Below are 21,898 nucleotides of genomic sequence, written 5' to 3'. Positions count from 1 at the left end.
AAAAACCACACTTTATTGATTATTAAGAGTATATCAACTGCAGTTTTTACTTACCCATTAGATAATTCAACACAAACCTTAATGACGTCATCTATAGTTCTCACTTCATTAAGTTTTTCTGATGAAATATCCATATCAATCGTCTTTTTTAGATCAATTAGCAAATCAACGGCATCAATACTATCAATATCCAAATCTTCATGTAGCCTAGCTTCGGGGACAATAATCGCCTCATCCATTTCAAAAAGATCTACCAAAATCTCTTTGATTTTCGCTAGTATTTCTTCTTCTTTTTCATTCATAGTATTTCTTCAAGGAGTTGTTAATTAGCTATAAGTTTTTATTGGGCACTGGCGGCGAACCAGCAACAAACCAATCTTCATAATAATCTTCTAAAAACTGTGTCAGATCCCTATATTGCAAAGTCTTTGGCTTGGTAGTATCAATGCACTCTCTCAAGCTAAGCAGGTGACCCGAATCTAAGGAAAACCCAGCACCGCCATCGGGAATGATATACCACTTTTGCCCTTTCTTTAAGGCACTAGGATAACATTTTATTAAAACGGGCATGATGGCGACGTCGGCCGCGACAACAACATTAGAGGCACCGCGCTTAAACCGAAACTTACAATCATCCTCACTTCGAGAACCCTCAGGAAAAATCAATAAATTTTCTCCCGCATGTAACTTTTCAACGGCTATAGAAACCACACCTGCAGAATTATTCGGAATAAAGCCAGCCAAACGCACAACACTGCCAGTGAAAAAATTATCCCATAAAGCTCCTTTCACAATACAGTTAAGGTTTTTATGCACTGCAAAAAGCAAAACCACATCAATAAGAGAGGGGTGATTAGCGATAATAAGACACCGCCCTTTAATTTGCTTCATACTCTCTAGACTAAAAGTATATCTGATCAAACCAAACAGCCGCATCACATTGATAAAAGCCAAACAACCTATGTGAATACAATACCTAATCCAATTTTGTTTAGTAATAGATGATATAAAAGGAAAACAATCAATAAGCCGAAAAACTAACCCTAAGATAATGGCTCCTAGACCGAAGAGGGTATAGCTTGTCGCCGCACCAAAAATTGGCCACATTTTACGAAAAAAGCGACTAATCACACAGGCCTACCTATGAAAAAACATAACTGAAAGTTAGCTTTTACTTGCAAAAACACTCTATTTCTACCAATAAGTCACTTCTACAAATATCAGCGAGAGTAATAATCGTATCTACATACGGATAATGCAATGTCAACCAAGCAGAGGTTTGAAGCAGATCCTCAGCGTGCCGCAAATAAACCTTGAAAGTAGACAGCTTTTTCTTTTTAGGATTAGCCGTTTCTAGTATGTGCTTAATATTGCTTAACGTTACTTCCAATTGACGCTCTAAACTACCAACTTCAACGGTTTCATGACCAACAATACTGGCTGTGCCTGATATAAAAAGATAAGACTCACCGAATAATTCAAGAGATGTCGCTCGAGTAAAAGAGGGACTAGTAATACCGTATTGGCGAGGATAATTATAAGCATCAACCTGTTTATTATTATTCAAGTTCACAGGCTTCGCTGCACTCGCAAACGCATAAATTACAGCGCCTTGGCTATGATGCCCCAGCGCTGAAGCAGATGGGAAGCCCTCAGACTTAATACCTAATGCGTTAAAAGCACGCAATCGTCCAGTGCAAAAGCGCTTATACGTTTCCTCATCCCCTACACCAGCATTAATATTAGGCAAGTAATTCCAGAAACGAAACGGATGACAAAGTTGATGCTCCTCTAGGACAGAAAAAATGGAAAGATAGGCATTACACACCGACACTTCTAGATCTGAGCACTGAGCCTCACTCAACCAGTGGGCAACACAAATAACGCCCTCCGCTTTCGACCAATGATTAACTCCCAGCTCACCACTTACCACTCCTCGTGTTACCTCTCCCTCAACAAGCCATACTTCACTCTGCTGCTGAGAGCCTACACTACACACACCGGACTCTATAAGCCCAACTGTAGAAGGCTCACAGTGCTTGGTCAATGGCATGACAGCAAGAACACCTTTAGAGGACAATAATTGGGCGGGTGGTGAACTACAAAAATTTTGAATTAACATTCCATACTTGCTTTATAGAGCTAAAAAATTAAGTGCAAAAACCGAGGAGGCTAATAACACTTATCAAACAGGGTCCACTCTCTCAATAGCATTTAATCTTTACTGAATACAAAAATTGAGATTTAGCTCTTCATTATACTATACTAGCGCCCGAAAAAAACAAAGCAGACACACTTTAAGGCTAGTATGAACAATGACACAACAAACTGAATCAGAACAGAAGATGGCAAACCTCCTCGTCGAAGCACTAAACCTTGAAGATACAGAGGCCAGTGAGATTTCCCCTAACGAGCCATTATTTGGTGATGGGTTAGGGTTGGATTCCATAGACGCCTTAGAAATAGCAGTGGCGATTTCACAAGAGTATGGCGTTAAATTAAAAGCAGAAAACGATTCAACTCGCGAAGCATTTTCTACATTAAAGACGCTAACCGCATTTGTAGAAGCTAACCGATAATATATTACTATCACCTGATGCCAAATACATATCCCTTGGTTACGCGAGATCTAAGCGACCCTATTGCCTTCCTTACTCAGCCCATTACAAACCTTAGCCTGACCAAGGGGCCCGTTACTACTCGTACTTTTTTATCGCATGTAAACGCTGTTAGCACATTACTACAACAATCTGAACAGCATGTAATTAACCTATGCAACAACCGCTATTTGTTTTTGGTGGGCTTTTGTGCAGCTATTGCCTGCGGGCACACCAACCTACTCCCCCCTAACAAAAGCGCTCAAAAACAGCTAAAAACAACCTATCCGAATAGCTATATTATCCATGATGGAGTGGAGGACGATCACTCGATTAATGATATAAACCTCTCAACTCTTGAGTTAGAAAACGATCTCACGACAGATATTGACATACCACATATCGCCAATGAACATCTCGCCTGCATCAGCTTTACCTCCGGTTCAACCGGAAACTCTAAGCCCAACTTCAAATACTGGCGAACATTACATGAAAGTAGTGCAATCAATTATCACCACATGATCACCAAAACGAATGAAACCCTATTTCAGTTAGCAACTATGCCAGCTCAGCACATGTGGGGACTAGAAACATCCATATTGCTACCGTTGTTTCATGGCATATGTATGAGTGACGCACAACCCTTATTTCCACAGGATATTTTAGATACACTTAAAAAGCTACCTACACCAACACTACTCGTTTCCACGCCGATTCATCTAAGAGCCATAACAACAAATAACATCGAAAAACTGCACCTTTATGGCATTCTTTGCGCCACCTCACCACTAACAAAAGAGTTAGCTGCAAAGTCTGAATCACAGTTTTCCTGCCAACTTACAGAAATCTATGGGTGTAGTGAAGTAGGCTCTATGGCTGGAAGGCGAACAGCGAAAGAAAAAAAGTGGCTGCGCTTTAAAGGTATTTTCTTTGAGAGCGACGGCATTAACATTATCGCTAGCGCCGATCACTTACCAAAACCAACAGTACTTGAAGATCAAATTGAATCCATTAACGGGAGGCACTTTAGCCTTTCAGGAAGAAGCTCAGATCTCGTTAAAGTTGCTGGTAAACGCGGCTCACTGCTTGAAATCAATAATACACTTATGCGTTTCGAAGGCCTGCAAGATGGCACTATATTTCAATCGGATTCAGAGGGTTCTGTAGATGTGAATCGATTATGCGCCATTGTTAGCTTACATAACGGTTTTGATAAACACGCATTAAATATCTTTCTACGAAAGCACTTAGATAGCGCATTCATACCAAGGCCGATTCATGTCGTTGACTCACTCCCCAGAGAGCTCAATGGAAAACTATTAAAAAGTAAAGTGAACGCGCTTCTTAGGTCGTTAAAGGGCTAATTGTTTCATAGACTCTATCTGCATGATAAGCATAAGATTTCACTCTACCCAACACCATGACGTTAGGCAAAATTATGGCGCAAACAGCTACAGCAATCAAAGCTCCTTTCTCCGAAAGCAATTAATTACTAAATAGTCGCTTTTATTGCTTATAAGCAAGGCAAAATCACTAAAGATTAGCTATGCTTGATTCATCGCCGACAATAATTCATCACTCCTGACAACGAAGAGATGTCACTTTGCCATACTCCCATGAATTCCGTATAAAATGGTATCAACGCTTACGAGTAAAAGCGCTCGTTTTTTTCGTAGCTTTAGCTATTGCTGTCGTCGGTGTGGCAACGATAACCATGGACATAATGGGTGAGGAAGTCACGCAGCACATTGCCTACGAAAAGCTTAGCCACTCTCAACAGCAGGTAATGACAGGCATTTCTGAGCGTACCAATATCGCCGCCACTCTAGCAAACGCAATAGCAGCGGTGGCGATCAAAACCTATCAAGACCCATCACTCTTAAAAAGTACCATTACACCCCTTATCAACAATGAAGAATCAAAATCTCTGGTTGTCGGTGGAGGGGTATGGCCAGAACCCTTTATTTTTGACCCTAAAAAATCACGCAACAGCTACTTCTGGAGTCGTAATGAACGTGGGGAGTTGGCATTTTATGATGATTACAATCAATCAACGAGTAACGGATACCATAGTGAAGAATGGTATGTTCCTGCGCAATACCTAGCGCCAGGACAAGTTTACTGGTCAAAGTCTTATATAGACCCTCATTCTCAACAAGCCATGGTCACCGTGACCGCCCCCATGATTGCTCAGCAAAAATATATTGGGGCAACAACCATCGATCTTACTCTCGACGGCTTACACACATTACTTAAGAACTCAACCGAACGGTTTAATGGATATGCCTTTGCGATTGATAGAAATGGCCACTTGCTATCTTTTCCTGATGAGAGCATCGCGCGTACACCCAGCTCGCTCAACGGTCAAGCCTCCTCAACACCCTTCGTGACTATTACCGACTTAGCACGGCGCTACAAGGAGTTTCGCTCGTTCAGCACCCACATCCAGGAGTTACACAGGCACAAACCCGACACCGGTAATGAAAATATCTATAGTATCGGCACCAAAATTGCCGAAAAAAGCTATCAAGTTGATTTTAAAGAGGCTATCTCCATTGCCCATAGTATTTTACAATCCGGAAAAAAGCCTATTAAAAATCAGCAACATAAACATATTTTCGCCATAGAAGAGGACTACTTTTTTCGTCAACCTTCTATTGCCGCCGCCACGACTATGCCATCAACCGGCTGGCACATTGTCACGGTGATCCCCTTAAGCGAAGCCACCAAATCGTCTAACCAACTTATTACCGCTCTTAATTTATCCATTATTGCCATCATGCTTATCGCCATAGTGATGGCTGGATTATTACTGAAGCGTATCTACGCTGATCCGCTAAAAGCATTGATGAGCAACCTCAAAGAGTACATTGATAAAAACGATGTCGATAGTTTTATCGACGTAAAAGAAACCAGCGAATTTGGAGAGCTCGCGCACTGGTTTAACCAACGCACTAATGAATTACTCGCAAGCCAAGAACAGGTAAATTCGCTGGCATTTTATGATCCATTAACAGGCTTACCTAATCGTAAGATGCTGAAAATAAAAATTGAAAACAAGCTCTCTTCAGCCAAAAAAGATGGCACCTGCGGAGCATTAATCTATCTAGATTTAGATCATTTTAAAATTGTTAACGATTCGCTGGGCCATGATATTGGCGACCAATTACTCATCGACTTTAAACAGCGTTTAGAATCTTGCATACGCAAAGGCGATATTGCAGGCAGGCTCGGCGGAGATGAGTTTTTTGTTCTACTATCGCTGCCTCATTTCAAAAATCACGACAAAACTAAAATACCTAATACCATCGCAAAGAATATTTTAACGAGCCTAGAGAACCCTTTCATTCTCGCTGGAAATGCTTACCATATTACAGCGAGCATAGGCATCACCTTCTTTGATAAAGACAGCAAAAGCTTTGAAGAAATATTAAAGTATGCCGATTCAGCGATGTACCATAGTAAATCTACAGACCGAGGCGGTTCTTGCTTCTTTGAAGATGGCATGCAAATCAAAGTGGATAAGCGCTTACGCATGGAAAAAGATCTCCGACATGCAATTAATAGCAATGGTTTATCACTTGCCTTCCAACCACAGATCACCGACGAAAATAAATGCCCAAGCCTAGAAGTTTTATTGCGTTGGATCCATCCTAAGGAGGGCTATATATCACCACTAGATTTTATTTCCATTGCAGAAGAAAGCATGCTCATCCTCCCTCTTGGTGACTGGGTCATCAAAAAGACCTGTCAACAAATTAGGCAATGGCAAGAACAAGGCATTATTTTTGATCATGTTTCTATTAACATTAGCCCTATTCAGTTTCAACAATTAGGCTTTGTAAGCAGCCTATCATCGATGGTAAAAGAAACAGGTGTAAGACCTGACAACATCATGGTGGAGCTTACTGAAGGGGTAATTATTGATAATCCAGAGAGAGTGGCTGAAAAAATTCGGCAACTAAAGGAGATAGGGTTTAGCGTATCCATTGATGATTTTGGGACTGGCTATTCCTCACTTAATTATTTAAAAAGATTACCTCTGGATGAGCTGAAAATTGACCGCAGCTTTATTCAGGAAATTACCAACAATCGCGCTGATGCAGTCATCACGGAAACAATAATTAACATGGCGAAAAATTTTGGCTACACCGTGATCGCTGAAGGCGTAGAAAAAGAAGAACAAAAAGCATTACTTATCGAAAAAGGTTGTCATTATTTTCAGGGATTTTTATTTAGCAAACCCATCCCTCCTGAAGACATCCCTCCCTTTGTAAAAAGCTTACAACCTTCGGCTTAAATTAAGATGGGATGGAGAAATATCCTCTTATTAAACAAGTAAAAACCTCTTATATAATAAGAAGAAAATCCCCCTATCTTCTGTATAATGTCTTCCAATATTTCCTTAGCGCCCTAACATAATCACTTACTTGGTTTGCTCATGTCGACTACCTCCCAACCCGTTATTACTTATGTTGTTAGCCAGTACCCTGCTATTTCGCATACATTCATTTTAGGAGAGGTTGAGGGTTTACTCGCACAAGGGCTCAACATTCACGTTGCTTCAATCAATAACCCCGACCGCCCTTTTGATGCATTGACAAAAAAAGAACAACTCGCCTGCCAACATACCACCTTTGTTAAATCATCACTTATCAAAAAATTGCCTTTTTATCTCGTAGCATCACTAGCAAAACACCCTAAAGGCTTCTTTTTATCATTGGCAGACACATTGAAAGCCTGCATAAAGCAACCAACAACAGCGCTGCGCCAGCTAGCTTATTGGTTAGAAGCAATGGTTGTCGTCGATATCGCGAAGAAACAAGGGAGCCGGCAATTGCACGCACACTTCTCCACACAAGGGTGCACCGTGGCTAAACTCGCAGCAACAATAATGGATATTGATTTCTCAATTACTGTGCATGGGCCTGATGAGTTTTATCATTCAGATACTCAACAATTAGAAAAAAAATATACCGCCGCAAATTTTATTGTCTGTATTAGTGATTTTGCAAAAAGTCAGGTGATGAAACATACTGACTTTACTGCCTGGGGCAAAATACATGTTAATTATTTAGGGGTTGACGCCAATCAATTCACCCCTCAAGAGAAAACATCGGCAAACAAAACACCCATATTATTGTGCGTAGGACGGCTCGTTAACGCAAAAGGTCAGGGCGTACTTATTCAAGCGGCAAAATTACTCGCTCAACGCAATATCGACTTTTTATTACAATTTGTTGGTGATGGACCAGACAAAGGTAAGTTAGAACAATTTTCATCCATCAACGCACTCACTACACAAGTAACATTTCTTGGTAAGGTCAACCATGACAAAATTTTACAGCTGCAACAACAAGCGGATATTTTTGTTTTACCGAGTTTTGCAGAAGGCATCCCCATTGTATTGATGGAAGCGATGGCTAGCGGCACACCTTGCGTTACAACACATATCACTGGCATCCCCGAACTATTTACACATAATCACGATGGCTTACTTGTAACACCCGGTAATGCAACACAACTCGCTGACGCGCTAGAGTTATTGATTCGACAACCAGAAAAAAGAAAAAGTATCCAAGACGCCGCTCTATCAACGATCAAAGAAAATTGGTGCATACACCGCAGCAATCAACGACTGGCCGACATATTTACACAACACGCCTCTGTCTCAACGAACCAACAAACAACGTCAATAGGCCATTAATATGTGGGTATTTATCGCTAGTTTGTACGCATTATTTACACTGCCGCCATTAATTTATTTATTATCCATCACTATTGCCGGTATCATCGGAACACGTCGAAATAAAACAACAAAACAACCTACAAACGAAAAAGAAAAGCATGAGAAGATACGTATCTGCGTCTTGATTCCCGCCCATAATGAACAACAAACTATCAAGCGAACAATCGATAGCCTGCTACAGGCTCGCCAAAACAATGAAAATATTGACCTCTATGTCATTGCAGATAATTGCACCGACGACACCGCGAATCTTGCGGCAAGAACCCAAGCTAAAGTACTTGAACGCACCAACAAACATTTAAGAGGTAAAGGCGCAGCGTTGCAATGGGCAATGCAACAGCTTAAAGACAAAGACTACGATTACACGCTAATCATTGATGCAGATAGTATTGTTAACGATCATTACTTTGACGCACTGCAAAGCTTTCTACAAAGTACCCATAGTGATGTGGTACAAACACGCTACGAAGCACTCATCAATACTCACTCCAGCATTAAACGGTTGGCCATGCTAGGCTTTAACGTGCTTCGCCCCAAAGGCCGTGTTGCACTCGGTGGATCGGCAGGCATTATGGGCAATGGCTTTATTGTAAGCCGCAATACCTTAGAGCGCGTCCCCTTTCACGCCAACTCCATCGTAGAAGACCTTGAATACCATATGCGTTTAGTCGAAGCCGATGTCAAAGTATCGTACTGTGATGACGCCAGAGTGTATGGCGAAATGCCCAATGATGATGCCGCGAGTGATATACAATCATCCCGCTGGGAAGGCGGTCGCCTAGGTGTATTAAAAGCCGCCTTTTTACCGTTACTGGTAAAATCTGTTACCGGTTTATGTAAAGGCGAGCTACACGCACTCGATGCCTTGCTCGATTTAATGCTATTACCCATCGGATATATGGTACTGCTCTTGAGCATCGGGCTTTTTTTGCCCCATACTTTAGCGCTATCAGTTTTTGGGTTTTACGTTATTACGCTCTACGTAATCGGTGCAACACTATGCGGAAATGGCTTAACTGAGTTAAGCGTATTACGAAAACTACCGATTTTTTTGTGGCGAAAAATAGCGCGCTTACCCGCGCTACTCTCTGCATCATCGACCAAAACACAGTGGAAACGAACACCACGTAAGTAGTTTTTACCACACTACTTCTCAGCGCCAGCCTTATTATCACCATCCAACAAACCTGCAAACTCCGGCGTTTCTCGATGCACATGCAGTGTAGACGTTGGGAAGGCAAACTCGGCCTCATGCGCTTCAACAATAGCGGAGATTTGCAATAACACGTCTTGTTTCACTTCGTGGTACTTAATCCAGTTGGTTGTTTTGGTGAAGGTATAAATGAAGAACTCAACAGAGGAAGCAGCAAAGGCATCAAAATTAACAATCAGGGTTTGTGTATTATCAATTTCTGGGTGGTTTTGCAGCATCGTTTTCACTTGCTCTACGATACTATTTACTTTCGCCATATCATCGTAGCGCACGCCAATCACTTCTTTGATACGTCGATGAGACATACGCGAGGGGTTTTCAACAACAATAGTTGAAAACACAGAATTAGGAACATAGATGGGACGTTTGGCGAAGGTGCGAATACGAGTTTGTCGCCAACCAATGTACTCCACCGTACCCTCAATGCTACGATCATCAGATCGCACCCAATCACCTACAGCAAAAGGTCGATCTAAATAAATCATCAAGCCGCCAAAAAAATTCGACAATAAATCTTTAGCAGCAAAACCAATGGCAATACCACCAATACCACCAAAAGCTAAGACACCTGAAATACTAAAACCGAGCGTTTCCAGCAACACAATACCGGCGGTAATGATAACCGCAAGACGAAATAATTTGCACAATGCCTCGATAGTTACGCGATCGATACGTGATTCATCTTCTGGGCTTTTTGCTAATTGTTCTGAGATTAAACGATGTTGAGTAAAACGAATAAATTCGGTCACAAACCAAGTGATCGCAATAATGACCCCAACGTGGCTTACAGTTCCCATTAATGCGATTAATTCAACATCTTCGGAGCTTTCAACCACACGGCTGATAATATTCAGTGCAATAACCCAAAGCAACAACGTCACAGGTCGTTTAGCCGCATTAAAAAAAGCGTCGTCCCAAATATTTTTGGTTTTTTCTTCGGCATGTTTAATCAGACGATTCATAATTTTTCGTTGAAAAAAATCACAAACCAAGACAATACAGACAACAACAAAAACTTGTAACACCCATTGTTCTTTCGATAAAAAATAATGAAGCACTTCATCAAGCGTTGACATAATACTAATTCTCACTAAAAAGTTTTATAAAACAATAAAAAATTGATCGGTAATATATGGAACCTCTGAACAAGCCATGAATGATTTTTCGTTAGTTAAAATGAACGGCTTTTTCGTTGAATAATTTTCTATTTTCAAGCCATCAAAGAGTATCGTCTATCCAGCCACTGAGCTGCTGTGTGGCTACGACATAATCCTCTGCTCGAGTAATTGCACTCACCACTGCGATCGAACCCACACCCGAACCTAACACTTGTTGAATATTATGTGGGTTAATCCCACCAATGGCGACAAGCGGATAATGGCGATCCAGTATCGTCGCCCAGCGATATAAATTATCCAACCCCACTTCAACAACCTCTTTGGTATCCGTAGGGAAAATCGCGCCTATCGCAAGATAGCTTGGTTTGAACGTCGCGGCATAAGAAAACTCATACTCACTGTGTGTACTAACACCTAAACGCAGACCCGCAGCACGTATGGCATCCACATCTGCGTCAGCCATATCTTCCTGCCCCAAGTGTACACCATAGGCTTGATACTTGATGGCGAGCGCCCAATAGTCGTTAATAAATAAACGGGCATCGTGTTTTTTCCCCAATGCCACAGCCTGCTTAATGGTATTGTCTAAGACGCCTCCGGTTTGATTCTTCACTCGTAACTGGATCGTTTTAACGCCAATAACGAGTAGCTTTTCTAACCAAACTAATGAGTCGATTACAGGATAAAGGCCTAACTGCTGGGTATCACACACAGGAAAAGGCGCAAGAAAAATGGCATCAGAAGAATGACTCACCTGTGGAAAATCCAGTAAATCACAGGGCCATCCCGTTTGCCCCACTGCACCTCGTTTTCGCCCAGAACTATCTAGCATTACCGGAGCGCGCAAACCTCGACTAATATAAGCATTAGCCAATACTACTGCATCATGTAACGCTTTATCTTGAGCCACAAAAGCAGCAATCGCAGCGGATAACACACAGCCGGTACCATGAGAATGCACAGTATCTTGCTGGCGTTGCGTAAGCCAATAGGTGCTCGCATGGCTAAACAATAAGTCTTGGCATATCTCGGGATTGCCGTCCGCTTTACTGCCCGTGTTGCCCTCACCGCTTTTATTGTGTCCGCCTTTGATGAGTACCGACGACACCCCTTTAGCCAAAAAGTAATCGACCACAGCGTGCCGATCACTGTCTTTGCCTATCGTCAGACCCGTGAGCAACTCAGCTTCGGGAATATTCGGAGTAATAAGATCAAGCAAGGGATAGAGCTGATCAAAACTAGCCTGTATAGCCGACGATGAAAAATCTATTCCAGAGGTGGGCGCTAAAACAGGATCAAAAACAACAAATACCGTATCCAATTGACGAATAATAGACGCAACCGCTTCTACCTGATAAGCAGAAAGCAATACACCAATTTTGATAGCGACAGGCGGTAAATCACTTGCTAGCACGCCGAGCTGCTGTTCAAAAATCGCATTATCACTCACGCTAAGCTGATGCACCCCTTGCGTATTTTGCGCGGTTAACCCAGTAATGGCTGAACAGCCATGCACGCCTAAATCAAAAAACGTTTTAATATCAGCCTGCACACCGGCACCGCCACCGGAATCAGAAGCAGCTATTGTCCATACAATAGGAGGATGATTGGTATTTTTTCCGGTAGTGGGTGTTGGCATCATGACTCTTATGGCTTATGGCTTATGGCTTATGGCTTATGGCTTATGGCTTATGGCTTATGGCTTATGGCTTATGGCTTATGGCTTATGGCTTATCAATCATTATGCCAAAAAGGCTGACCAACGACGGGGGTTGAAGGCGATGCCGTTTGACGCTGCTCCATTAATCCAGCCTGATAAGCAGAGCGACCTGCAACAATAGATTGAGCAAATGCTTTCGCCATGACTTGTGGTTGCTGTGATTTAGCAACCGCCGTATTTAATAATACGGCATCAAAACCCATTTCCATTGCTTCACAAGCCTGAGAAGGTGCACCGATACCGGCATCGACAATAAGGGGGACATGCGGCAAACGTTCGCGCAACGCTTTTAATTGGTAGGGATTCATTAACCCCATACCGGTTCCAATAGGCGCACCCCAAGGCATTAATACTTCACAACCAACGTCTAATAAACGCTGGCAGACCATTAAGTCGTCAGTGCAGTAGGGTAAAATTTTAAACCCTTTGTTAATTAACTGTTCTGCCGCTTCAATCAGCCCGTAAGGATCAGGCTGTAAATTATAATCGTCACCGATCACTTCTAACTTCAACCAATCCGTCTCAAATAATTCGCGCGACATTTCAGCAGTAGTCACCGCTTCTTTGACGGATTTACACCCTGCAGTATTAGGTAATAATGTGCAGCCCGTATCGCGAATCAGCCGCCAAAAATGATCGCCGCTGTTTTCTTTTGGCGACTGCCTGCGCAAGCCCACGGTGATAATATCGCACTCGGCAGCGGCGATTGAATCGCACATTGCTTGCGGCGAATGATATAAAGCCGTACCCAATAAGAAGCGGCTGGAAAACTGTTCGCCGTATAGTGTGAGAGGATCAGTGGTGGGTATTTCTGTCAAAATAGTTACTCGCTAGTGACTCGATGCCGGATCAAGCCCGGCATGACGAGTGAGTTTTGTTTGTTGAGCGGCGTAACATTAATCGCCACCCAACGAGTTAGGTTTCATTCAATGATGGGTGGCAAGCTCACGCAGGCATAACGAAAAGGTTCATTGACTAAAGTAAGTATCAACCGCCACCCACGGCCTGAATCACATCAACCTCATCACCATCGTTAATGACCGTTTCATCATATTGCGAACGCGGAACAAAAGTACCGTTAATCGCTAAAGCAATTTTCTCACTTTGATAACCTTGTGTTTGTAAAAGCCGGTTAGCGGATAGCGACGCGTCTATGGACGTTTTTTCGCCATTCAAAGAAATACTTAACATGCTAAGGTTTCTCTCGATGATAGCTCGGATGATATGTCTAGTGGTTGATACAACACATCAGCAAAAGTTTGCTGTGACAGTATGTCTGCACTCATCAACGCTAACGTGTGCTGCACCACGACAGGCGCGAGCAAGTAACCGTGGCGATACAAACCATTCACACTGACTAAACCTTGCTGATATTGAATTTGTGGTCGATTGTCGTTAAGCGCTGGGCGCAGATTCGATTGCATTTCTATAATTCGCGCTTCGGCGAATGCTGGGTTAATGGCATACAACGCACTATTAAGCTCTAGTGCTGATTGCACACTCACCGGTGAGCGGTCTTCGCTCTCGATTTGCGTTGCGCCAATCACAAACTCTTGGTTCGCTTTTGGCACCACATACAATTGATAACGTGGATGAAGCAGGCGTACGGGTCGCTGCAAGCTCACTTCATTCGTACTCACTCGTAAAATTTCGCCACGCACACCACGAACACCTTGCCATTGTTTCTGCGCACCGACACCACGACAATCAATAACACAATCGACGGATTTTTTTGTGCGATTGTTGTTATCGAAGCAGATCGCATAAGGCTCAACATTCACGGGAGTATGTTCGATACACTCTCCCCCTAGCTGTTGAATGCGTTGCAATAACACTGACAATAATTGCCGATTATCAATGTGCGCTTCTTCTGGCAAAAATAAACCTTGCTGAAAATGTTCGCCAACGTCGGGCTCGATTGCGGCAATACTTTGCTTATTAAGCAGCTCTCCCCATGCAGCTTCTGGTACTTGCTGCCGCATATCTTGAATATATTGCTGCAGCAAACTGTGGTCGCGATGATGCGCCACAATCAAACTACCGTTTTGCGCATAAATCACAGACGGCACATTGAGTGATAGCTGCTCTAACCACGTGGGCCATTGCGCTAAACTGGCCGCACCTAGTGCATACATCAAGGCTTCGGTATCAATTGCCTCGGATATTGGCGAGATCATACCGGCAGCGGTCTGCGCCGCCGATGGCGAATCGGTCAGTGAGCCTGCATCATACAAACTCACCGAGTGCCCTAGTTCCAATAACTGCCATGCCAGTAAGCGACCCAAAAGGCCGCCACCAGCAATGGCTATAGCAGAATTATTAGCTAGATTTAACAAGGCAAGACCTCTATCGCTTAACATTGGAAAATAAAGATGCCGGATCAAGCACCACAACTATCCGATTAACTTAATCTCGCCGTACCAGGCTTGACCCAGTACGTCATGCCGGGCTTGACCCCATTACTGCCCGGAATACTATCCCAGCCGTCATACCTGCGAAAGCAGGTATCTCTAATTGCAATTGGCTGATTGTGCTACATGATATAAAAACCGCTATTTTATGGGTATTTCTCAGTTCTTGACTCAGTCACGCTACTATTCAGCGGGATTTTAGATACCTGCTTTCGCAGGTATGACGATCGTTTAAATATTAAGTGTCTATTCAGCAATAATCCGCGTTTTATCGACTATTGCAGCATTAATTGTCATTTTATTCCGGACAGTAATGGGGCTTGACCCGGTATCCAGTAAACCGCTGAAACCAGTGGATTCCGGATAAGCAAAAAACGCTTTCCGGAATGACGTGCTTCTTTTCTATTTTCATGTCACCTAATCAAGTCACTATAGGTTAAAGCGGAGTCAAGTCCGGTATAACGATAAAAACGTTAACGTTTTATCTTGTTTCGCACATTACACTTCGTGATAAATTTCGCTGCCAGTCTCTTTAAATTTATCCGACATTTCCGCCATACCCTTTTCGGCTTCTGCCGCTAATTCTTGCTCGGCCGCATAATCACGAACTTCCTGAGAAATTTTCATTGAGCAAAATTTTGGCCCACACATAGAACAAAAGTGTGCCACTTTCGCTGAGTCTTTAGGCAACGTTTCATCGTGGAAAGCACGCGCGGTATCAGGATCAAGACTCAAATTAAATTGATCTTCCCAGCGGAATTCAAAACGCGCCTTTGATAAGGCATTATCACGCAACTGTGTACCGGGGTGACCTTTTGCAAGATCCGCGGCGTGAGCTGCAATTTTGTAAGTAATAATACCTTGCTTCACGTCATCACGGTTCGGCAAACCCAAATGCTCTTTTGGCGTGACATAACACAACATGGCACAGCCATACCAACCAATCATCGCCGCACCAATACCCGATGAAAAGTGATCATAGCCCGGAGAAATATCGGTTGTTAGCGGCCCTAAGGTATAAAACGGCGCTTCGTGACAATGCTTGAGTTGTTCGTCCATATTTTCTTTGATCATATGCATCGGCACATGACCGGGGCCTTCAATAAAAACTTGCACGTCGTGCTTCCATGCAATTTTGGTCAGCTCACCCAATGTTTTTAATTCAGAAAACTGTGCTTCATCATTCGCATCGGCAACACTACCGGGACGCAAACCGTCGCCTAAAGAGAAGGTCACATCGTAGGCTTTAAGGATTTCACAAATATCTTCAAAATGCGTGTAAAGGAAATTTTCTTTGTGATGCGCCAAGCACCACTTCGCCATAATAGAACCACCGCGCGATACAATACCGGTGACACGTTTGGCCGTCATGGGCACATAGCGCAGTAACACACCCGCATGAATCGTAAAGTAATCCACACCCTGCTCGGCTTGTTCGATTAATGTATCGCGGAAGATTTCCCACGTCAGATCTTCTGCCACACCATTCACTTTTTCTAGCGCTTGATAAATCGGTACCGTACCAATGGGTACCGGTGAATTACGCACAATCCACTCTCGCGTTTCATGGATATTATTGCCGGTGGAGAGATCCATCACCGTATCACCGCCCCATCGGGTCGACCATACGAGCTTCTCAACTTCTTCTTCAATAGAGGAGGTCACCGCTGAGTTACCAATATTGGCATTGATCTTAACGTGAAAGTTACGCCCAATAATCATCGGCTCGATTTCAGGGTGGTTAATATTGGAGGGGATAACCGCACGCCCACAAGCCACTTCGGAACGAACAAATTCAGGGGTAATATATTTAGGTGTCGATGCTCCGAAGTTTTCACCGGGGTGCTGATCCCGCATCGCTGCTTCCATTTCAGCTTCGCTCAGTGCAAGATTTTCACGAATGGCGATATATTCCATCTCTGGTGTGATAATACCTTGGCGCGCATAGTGTAACTGGCTCACATTTTTACCCGCTTTGGCTTTACGCGGCTTTAAATTATGTTCGAAACGTAAGTTTTCTAAGGCAATATTACTATCGCGCATATTGGTATACGTTGATGTGTAACGCTCTAAAAATTCGGTATCACCGCGTTCTTCAATCCACTGTTCTCGCAATTTAGATAGGCCTTTACGCACATCGATGTCAACACTGGGGTCTGTATAAGGGCCCGATGTATCGTATACACGCACTGGCGCATTGGCTTCTTCGGTGCCATCTTGCATTTGTGTTGGCGTCACATTAATTTCACGCATCGCGACTTGTATATCAGGGCGACTTCCTTCCACGTAAATTTTTTGTGAACCCGGCAATGGCTCGGTAGATAATTTGTCGACAGTTGCAGATTCGCTGAGTTTGCGAACAATAGATTCGGCCATGGTCATTCTCTCATTAACAATGTAGTAATGATCAGGGCGGCGGAACAGGGAAGCGCATATACCTGCACAGAAAACAGGCAAAATAAAATGGCTCTTGTTCCCTACGCAGACGTCACTCTGATCAGGTTCAACGGGACAATCTCAGCTCTAACCGCTCCACACATCAACAATATGTGGCCGATAAAGCACCCCGACAAGATGGAATATATAAGGTAATTTTGTACGCGGCTAGTGTAGAGGGTTAACCACATATTGTCTACGATCATCGGCGTTGCGACAGGCGCGACCTTGAACCTATATTTCCTACAACACACTTACGAAAAAACAAGGTATTCAGATGGCTAGCGCCAACGCTTAATCATTCAGCGCGTTTCATCACAGCCACTATCGACAAAAAGCCATTCATTCTTGATTCGCTCAGATATTTCTCTAAGCCTAGCGTCTGACATCGCTCTTCAACATTAATAGCTTGTATCGTTTCTCGCGTTTTACCGTTAAACCATAACAACAATAATGCCGACAACCCTTTTACAAGGTTGGCATCGCTATCAATAAAGAAATAATGCCTATCATCTATCAAGCAATGCTTAACCCATACCTGCGATTCACACCCCCTAACCTCGCATTCAGGTCTACGAATCGACGGTTTGACAGTGATTGCCTTGCCCCATTCCACCAACACTTTAAAGCGCTTTTGCCAGGATGGCGCATCAAGTAAATCTTGCTCACACAAATGCGATAAGTCGTCGCTCAATACAGAATCCGAAGAAAGTACCAAATCGGACGATACACTCATCTCAGAGGAATCCGTCGCTACACAATACGTACGCGTAAACGCAGTAATAGCGGCAATAAGATTATCAATATCCTGAACGGTATTATAAGCCGCCAGCGAGACACGCAGGCCATTCGTCACGCCAACACCGCCCGATGATAACGACTGCCACAAGGTGTGAGCACAATGACGCCCCATACGTACAGCAATATTGCTATCATCTAACCAATGCGCCAAATCACTTAAGCTCATCGCTAGTGATGTGACGGAATGATCAATAACAATAACGGCAATCCCCACGTTACGTGTTTGAGCGTGATGCAATTGGCTACTGCTGCTGTGCGTTTCGAGTGAGCGCTCACTTCTCAGTATTCGCAAACCCACGGCAGGCTGACAAACCGCAGCGAGCGAGCGATAAAGGTAATCTGTGAGCATTTGCTCATACGCCTGCATCGCGTTGCGGTCTTGCCGCTGCCAAAATTGCAAACAAGCATTCAGCCCTGCAATAGCACTGAGTGACGACGTTCCTGCCTCAAATCGCTGAGCCCCTTCAGCCAATTCACTGCGATGCAACATCGCCTGTTCAACCATCTCGCCACCGAGATGCATAGGCTGCATTTGTGCGAGTAATTCAGGGCGCCCGTAGAGCAGCCCAGCCCCCTTGGGGCCATAAAATTTATGCGCCGAACACACCATAAAATCACATTGCCACTGCGTGACACGCAAAGGCATATGACAAGCAATCTGTGAGGCATCAAGCACAATAATTAACGAAGAAAAACGCTGTTTAATACGAGCGATTAGCGATAGATCAATCACCTCACCCAACACATTAGAAGCGGCAGAAAGCGCTAGCACCTTGGTTCGCTCGCTCACCACCTCGGCCCAACGAGACCAATCAGGCGCGCCAGTATGATCATTAGGCACAAATACTAGGCGACTTTTTTGCTGTTCCGCCAAGCGCTGCCAAGGCAGTAAGTTAGCGTGATGTTCACCCGCAGATAACACAATCTCGCCACCCGCGTTAAATAATGAAGCAAGACCATAGGCGATAAGATTTAGCGATTCTGTTGCACCTGACGTGAGCACGACACTACGCTCTGGGAGAGCATCATTCACCCCCATAAAGTCAGCCGCTAGCTGCCGGGTTTGGGTGACCATATCGGTTGCTGAACGCGCCAAACGATGGCTTGCACGTTGCGCATTGCCATTTTGGTGAAGATAAAAACCCGTCATTGCGTCAAGTACGCACTGCGGCACCTGCGTCGTGGCAGCATTATCCAAATAGGTGAGCGTGGCATTTTCCGGCTGAGAAAAAAGAGGGAACTGCGCTTTAAATGTCTTAGCATCAAAACTCATAGTAACGAGGCATCGTCAATAACAGCTTTACGAATAGTGATAGACGGCATTAATTTTTCCTTATTTAGTTGGCCTGTAGTGCTATTTCAACAGACAATAACAGATAAAGAAAAGCATTCACGCTCTAGGCGAATTGCTCTTCAAGGTACTGAATAATATCGCTAGACTCATACAGCCATTGGTCACCCTGCTCATTACTAATACGTAAACATGGCACCATCACCCGCCCACCTTGCTGCTCTAAGGCTTCTCGATGTTGTGGATGCTTAATATCACGCATCTCGATATTAATCGCTAGCCGATGAATAGCTCGACGAGTTTTAACACAAAACGGGCAGGCATAGAGCTGATATAACGCCAAACCGTCAGCGCGATGCTGCACGTCTGCCTGCTCAGTTTCACTACGTTGGATCTGCTTGGGGCGGGTTAACCAACTGATTAATACAATGATCATCCCCACGCCATTTCTCAGTGCTTTTACTACCATCGACTACTACCTACTATTTTATTGATATACCTTCATTGACTATCATCATGGGCTGCGCGAAGAACCTTGACCATACGCCGTATGCGCGCAAAGTGTATAGAGCGTCTAAGCGATTGTAAAATTAACGCCTGCGATTAGAAAGTCACACAGTTTGATGTACCCACTGAAAAGCATCGTGCACAAGAAAAATTACGCGTATAATGCGAGCCGTTAGTGCTCGTCCAATATAAATGATATGAAATATCTCTAATGGCTAATCAAGCGCTCGTTTACACATAGCAGGCCTATGGGCAAAACGGGCAACACATTAGACGTAAAAACTCTGTCGACTATGACATGGTTCAGCTCTATACATTCACCGCAAGCACCGTGCTAATCACGCGTGCTTTAATCCAAAGGCAGCCCCATTGAAAATTGACATTTATACCAGCACAAAAAACGGCAACAAGCACTTATCCGTTGCTAAAGGCACTTCACTTGAGAGCATTAGTCTACCAAACGACATTGATAGCGACTTGCTCACACTGTCCCCTTTCAGAACTCGCCTTGAAGTCCTTAAGGATAAAACGCATCCCGCACTTGAGCAAAACGACGTTATTGCACAAATTGAAGCTAAAGGTTACGCCATTCATGGTGCTAAAAGCACAATCACACTAACCGTAGCGACGGATCAATAGCAATGATTGTCGAACTAACACATGAACCCGTAGAGCTTTACAAAATTCTAAAGTTCGAAGGTTTGGCCAGCAGTGGTGCTGAAGCGAAGCTGGTCATTAACCAAGGCCTTGTCAGTATAAATGGCAACGTTGAAACGCAAAAACGCAAGAAGGTCATGTCTGGCGATACCATTACGTTTAACGGTAATACGCTGACTATGACTTTGGCGGCACCGTAAAAGGGGCTAATAAAGCGTGACTGGCAAGCAAAAAAGGTAAACGCCTTATGGAATACATCCTAGGCATGTTCAGCATGGGGGTTTTCGCCGTAACGGGGGTTATTGCAACCCGCCATAAAAATCTCGATATATTTAGCGTTGTTGTACTTGGTTCGGTTACCGCATTAGGTGGCGGCACTATTCGCGATATGATTTTAGGTAATTACCCTATCTACTGGGTCGCAGACCTATGGTATTTATGGGTATCAGTTTGGGTATCCTTTTTTGCTTTTTTTATCATCAAAACCCTATCTAATCGCTACCAGCTATTGTTGTATTTAGACGCTCTAGGTGTCTCTTTATTCTCTATTACCGCCGCCCTCAAAACTATTAACCTGGGTTACCCCGATTCAATAGCCGTTGTTATGGGCTTAATCACGGCTATATTTGGCGGCATCATAAGGGATATTCTTTCGGACAGTCCCTGTTTATTATTAAGCAAAGAACTTTATGCAACCCCTGTGCTTATTGGGCTTAGTATTTTTGTCACACTCAATAGTTATTTACCCAACCCCGAACTCAATGTCCCGCTATGTATTGCCATCATTTTCACTATGCGCTCATGTGCCATTTTTTACAAACTGGAGCTTCCAAAATGGTTTATAGCACGCTCGTAAACACTCACTCATTGAGATCTGCGATATGACAAACAACGACATACTACGGCGATTACGCTACACCTTTGATTTAAAAGAAACCAAGATTGTTAAGCTAATTTCGCTGACAGGAGAAACCACTAGCCGTAGCACTGTCAACCAATGGCTTAAAAAAGAAGAGCATGACGAGTTTCTCAATTGCAATGATCGGCAATTCGCCACTTTCTTGAATGGCTTTATTATTGATCGTCGCGGACAAAAAGATAGCGAACCTCAGGCTGCCGAAAAAAAATTAAGCAACAACCTTATTTTATTAAAGCTAAAAATTGCACTTAAGCTTCGCGCAGAAGATATTATCGAACTCATGGGGCTTGCAGGATTTACCATTAGCAAACCAGAACTGAGTGCTTTATTTCGCAAACCAGAGCATAAGCACTATCGAGAATGCAAAGATCAATTCTTACGTAATTTTCTTAATGGCTTACAAAAAAAATATCGCAGCGACGATAACGACACCTCAAACACTTTTCAATGGAAGCTACCACAATAACCCTTCATAATGA

Annotated in this window: 20 protein-coding genes and 1 riboswitch; of the genes, 9 read left to right on the top strand and 11 right to left on the bottom strand. The window is 43.5% G+C overall.

The window, feature by feature from the left end; genetic code table 11:
* Window positions 1-50: 50 nt before the first annotated feature.
* From ACZ5O6_RS01620 to ACZ5O6_RS01610, 3 genes are all read right to left on the bottom strand, one after another.
* Window positions 51-302: an acyl carrier protein gene (locus tag ACZ5O6_RS01620; protein WP_447092194.1), complete on the bottom strand. Its 252-nt coding sequence runs from the start codon at window positions 300-302 to the stop codon at window positions 51-53.
* Window positions 303-330: 28 nt separating this feature from the next.
* Entirely contained in the window at window positions 331-891 is a 561-nt protein-coding gene (locus ACZ5O6_RS01615) for a lysophospholipid acyltransferase family protein (protein ID WP_447092193.1), read from the bottom strand.
* 280 nt (window positions 892-1,171) lie between these two features.
* On the bottom strand, window positions 1,172-2,122 hold the full coding sequence (locus ACZ5O6_RS01610) for a chorismate transformation FkbO/Hyg5 family protein (RefSeq protein ID WP_447092192.1): 951 nt from the start codon (window positions 2,120-2,122) through the stop codon (window positions 1,172-1,174).
* Window positions 2,123-2,315: 193 nt separating this feature from the next.
* Between ACZ5O6_RS01610 and ACZ5O6_RS01605 the strand changes: the two genes are divergently transcribed.
* From ACZ5O6_RS01605 to ACZ5O6_RS01585, 5 genes are all read left to right on the top strand, one after another.
* Window positions 2,316-2,579, top strand: coding sequence for a phosphopantetheine-binding protein (locus ACZ5O6_RS01605; protein WP_447092191.1), 264 nt, complete (start codon window positions 2,316-2,318; stop codon window positions 2,577-2,579).
* Window positions 2,580-2,596: 17 nt separating this feature from the next.
* Entirely contained in the window at window positions 2,597-3,961 is a 1,365-nt protein-coding gene (locus ACZ5O6_RS01600) for an AMP-binding protein (protein WP_447092190.1), read from the top strand.
* 239 nt (window positions 3,962-4,200) lie between these two features.
* Window positions 4,201-6,897 (top strand): bifunctional diguanylate cyclase/phosphodiesterase, encoded by a 2,697-nt coding sequence (locus ACZ5O6_RS01595; protein ID WP_447092189.1) that lies wholly within the window; start codon window positions 4,201-4,203, stop codon window positions 6,895-6,897.
* 141 nt (window positions 6,898-7,038) lie between these two features.
* Window positions 7,039-8,304, top strand: a complete 1,266-nt coding sequence (locus ACZ5O6_RS01590; protein ID WP_447092188.1) for a glycosyltransferase family 4 protein — start codon at window positions 7,039-7,041, stop codon at window positions 8,302-8,304.
* A 1-nt stretch (window position 8,305) separates the two neighbouring features.
* Complete coding sequence (locus tag ACZ5O6_RS01585; RefSeq protein WP_447092187.1) at window positions 8,306-9,481, top strand: glycosyltransferase family 2 protein; 1,176 nt, start codon at window positions 8,306-8,308, stop codon at window positions 9,479-9,481.
* An 11-nt stretch (window positions 9,482-9,492) separates the two neighbouring features.
* Here ACZ5O6_RS01585 and ACZ5O6_RS01580 read toward each other — a convergent pair whose 3' ends face one another.
* From ACZ5O6_RS01580 to ACZ5O6_RS01545, 8 genes are all read right to left on the bottom strand, one after another.
* The gene (locus tag ACZ5O6_RS01580) at window positions 9,493-10,635 is read right to left on the bottom strand and encodes a mechanosensitive ion channel family protein (protein WP_447092186.1); all 1,143 of its coding nucleotides are present in this window, start codon (window positions 10,633-10,635) and stop codon (window positions 9,493-9,495) included.
* Between the two features lie 142 nt (window positions 10,636-10,777).
* On the bottom strand, window positions 10,778-12,319 hold the full coding sequence (gene thiE / locus ACZ5O6_RS01575; protein ID WP_447092185.1) for a thiamine phosphate synthase: 1,542 nt from the start codon (window positions 12,317-12,319) through the stop codon (window positions 10,778-10,780).
* Window positions 12,320-12,411: 92 nt separating this feature from the next.
* Entirely contained in the window at window positions 12,412-13,215 is an 804-nt protein-coding gene (locus ACZ5O6_RS01570) for a thiazole synthase (RefSeq protein WP_447092184.1), read from the bottom strand.
* Window positions 13,216-13,384: 169 nt separating this feature from the next.
* On the bottom strand, window positions 13,385-13,588 hold the full coding sequence (gene thiS / locus ACZ5O6_RS01565) for a sulfur carrier protein ThiS (RefSeq protein WP_447092183.1): 204 nt from the start codon (window positions 13,586-13,588) through the stop codon (window positions 13,385-13,387).
* Entirely contained in the window at window positions 13,582-14,733 is a 1,152-nt protein-coding gene (gene thiO / locus ACZ5O6_RS01560; protein ID WP_447092182.1) for a glycine oxidase ThiO, read from the bottom strand. Before thiO ends, thiS begins: the two co-directional genes overlap by 7 nt.
* Before the next feature lie 573 nt (window positions 14,734-15,306).
* A complete protein-coding gene (gene thiC, locus ACZ5O6_RS01555; protein ID WP_447092181.1) occupies window positions 15,307-17,184 on the bottom strand; it encodes a phosphomethylpyrimidine synthase ThiC in 1,878 nt (625 codons plus the stop codon).
* An 81-nt stretch (window positions 17,185-17,265) separates the two neighbouring features.
* A riboswitch (TPP riboswitch) is annotated at window positions 17,266-17,387 on the bottom strand.
* A 155-nt stretch (window positions 17,388-17,542) separates the two neighbouring features.
* On the bottom strand, window positions 17,543-19,318 hold the full coding sequence (locus ACZ5O6_RS01550) for an aminotransferase class V-fold PLP-dependent enzyme (protein WP_447092180.1): 1,776 nt from the start codon (window positions 19,316-19,318) through the stop codon (window positions 17,543-17,545).
* A 124-nt stretch (window positions 19,319-19,442) separates the two neighbouring features.
* Window positions 19,443-19,805 carry a glutaredoxin family protein gene (locus ACZ5O6_RS01545; protein WP_447092179.1) on the bottom strand — a complete coding sequence of 121 codons (363 nt, stop codon included), beginning with the start codon at window positions 19,803-19,805 and terminating at the stop codon, window positions 19,443-19,445.
* 407 nt (window positions 19,806-20,212) lie between these two features.
* Here ACZ5O6_RS01545 and ACZ5O6_RS01540 point away from each other — a divergent pair, with 407 nt between their 5' ends.
* From ACZ5O6_RS01540 to ACZ5O6_RS01525, 4 genes are read left to right on the top strand one after another with little or no spacing between them, the layout of a single operon-like run.
* Window positions 20,213-20,482, top strand: coding sequence for a hypothetical protein (locus ACZ5O6_RS01540; RefSeq protein WP_447092178.1), 270 nt, complete (start codon window positions 20,213-20,215; stop codon window positions 20,480-20,482).
* Between the two features lie 2 nt (window positions 20,483-20,484).
* Window positions 20,485-20,700: an RNA-binding S4 domain-containing protein gene (locus ACZ5O6_RS01535; protein ID WP_447092177.1), complete on the top strand. Its 216-nt coding sequence runs from the start codon at window positions 20,485-20,487 to the stop codon at window positions 20,698-20,700.
* A gap of 47 nt (window positions 20,701-20,747) precedes the next feature.
* The gene (locus ACZ5O6_RS01530) at window positions 20,748-21,356 is read left to right on the top strand and encodes a trimeric intracellular cation channel family protein (protein WP_447092176.1); all 609 of its coding nucleotides are present in this window, start codon (window positions 20,748-20,750) and stop codon (window positions 21,354-21,356) included.
* A gap of 25 nt (window positions 21,357-21,381) precedes the next feature.
* Window positions 21,382-21,885, top strand: a complete 504-nt coding sequence (locus tag ACZ5O6_RS01525) for a YehS family protein (protein WP_447092175.1) — start codon at window positions 21,382-21,384, stop codon at window positions 21,883-21,885.
* The last annotated feature ends 13 nt before the right edge of the window (window positions 21,886-21,898 follow it).

This window comes from Eionea flava (genome assembly GCF_055393785.1).
This window is presented reverse-complemented; position numbering and strand designations above follow the sequence as displayed.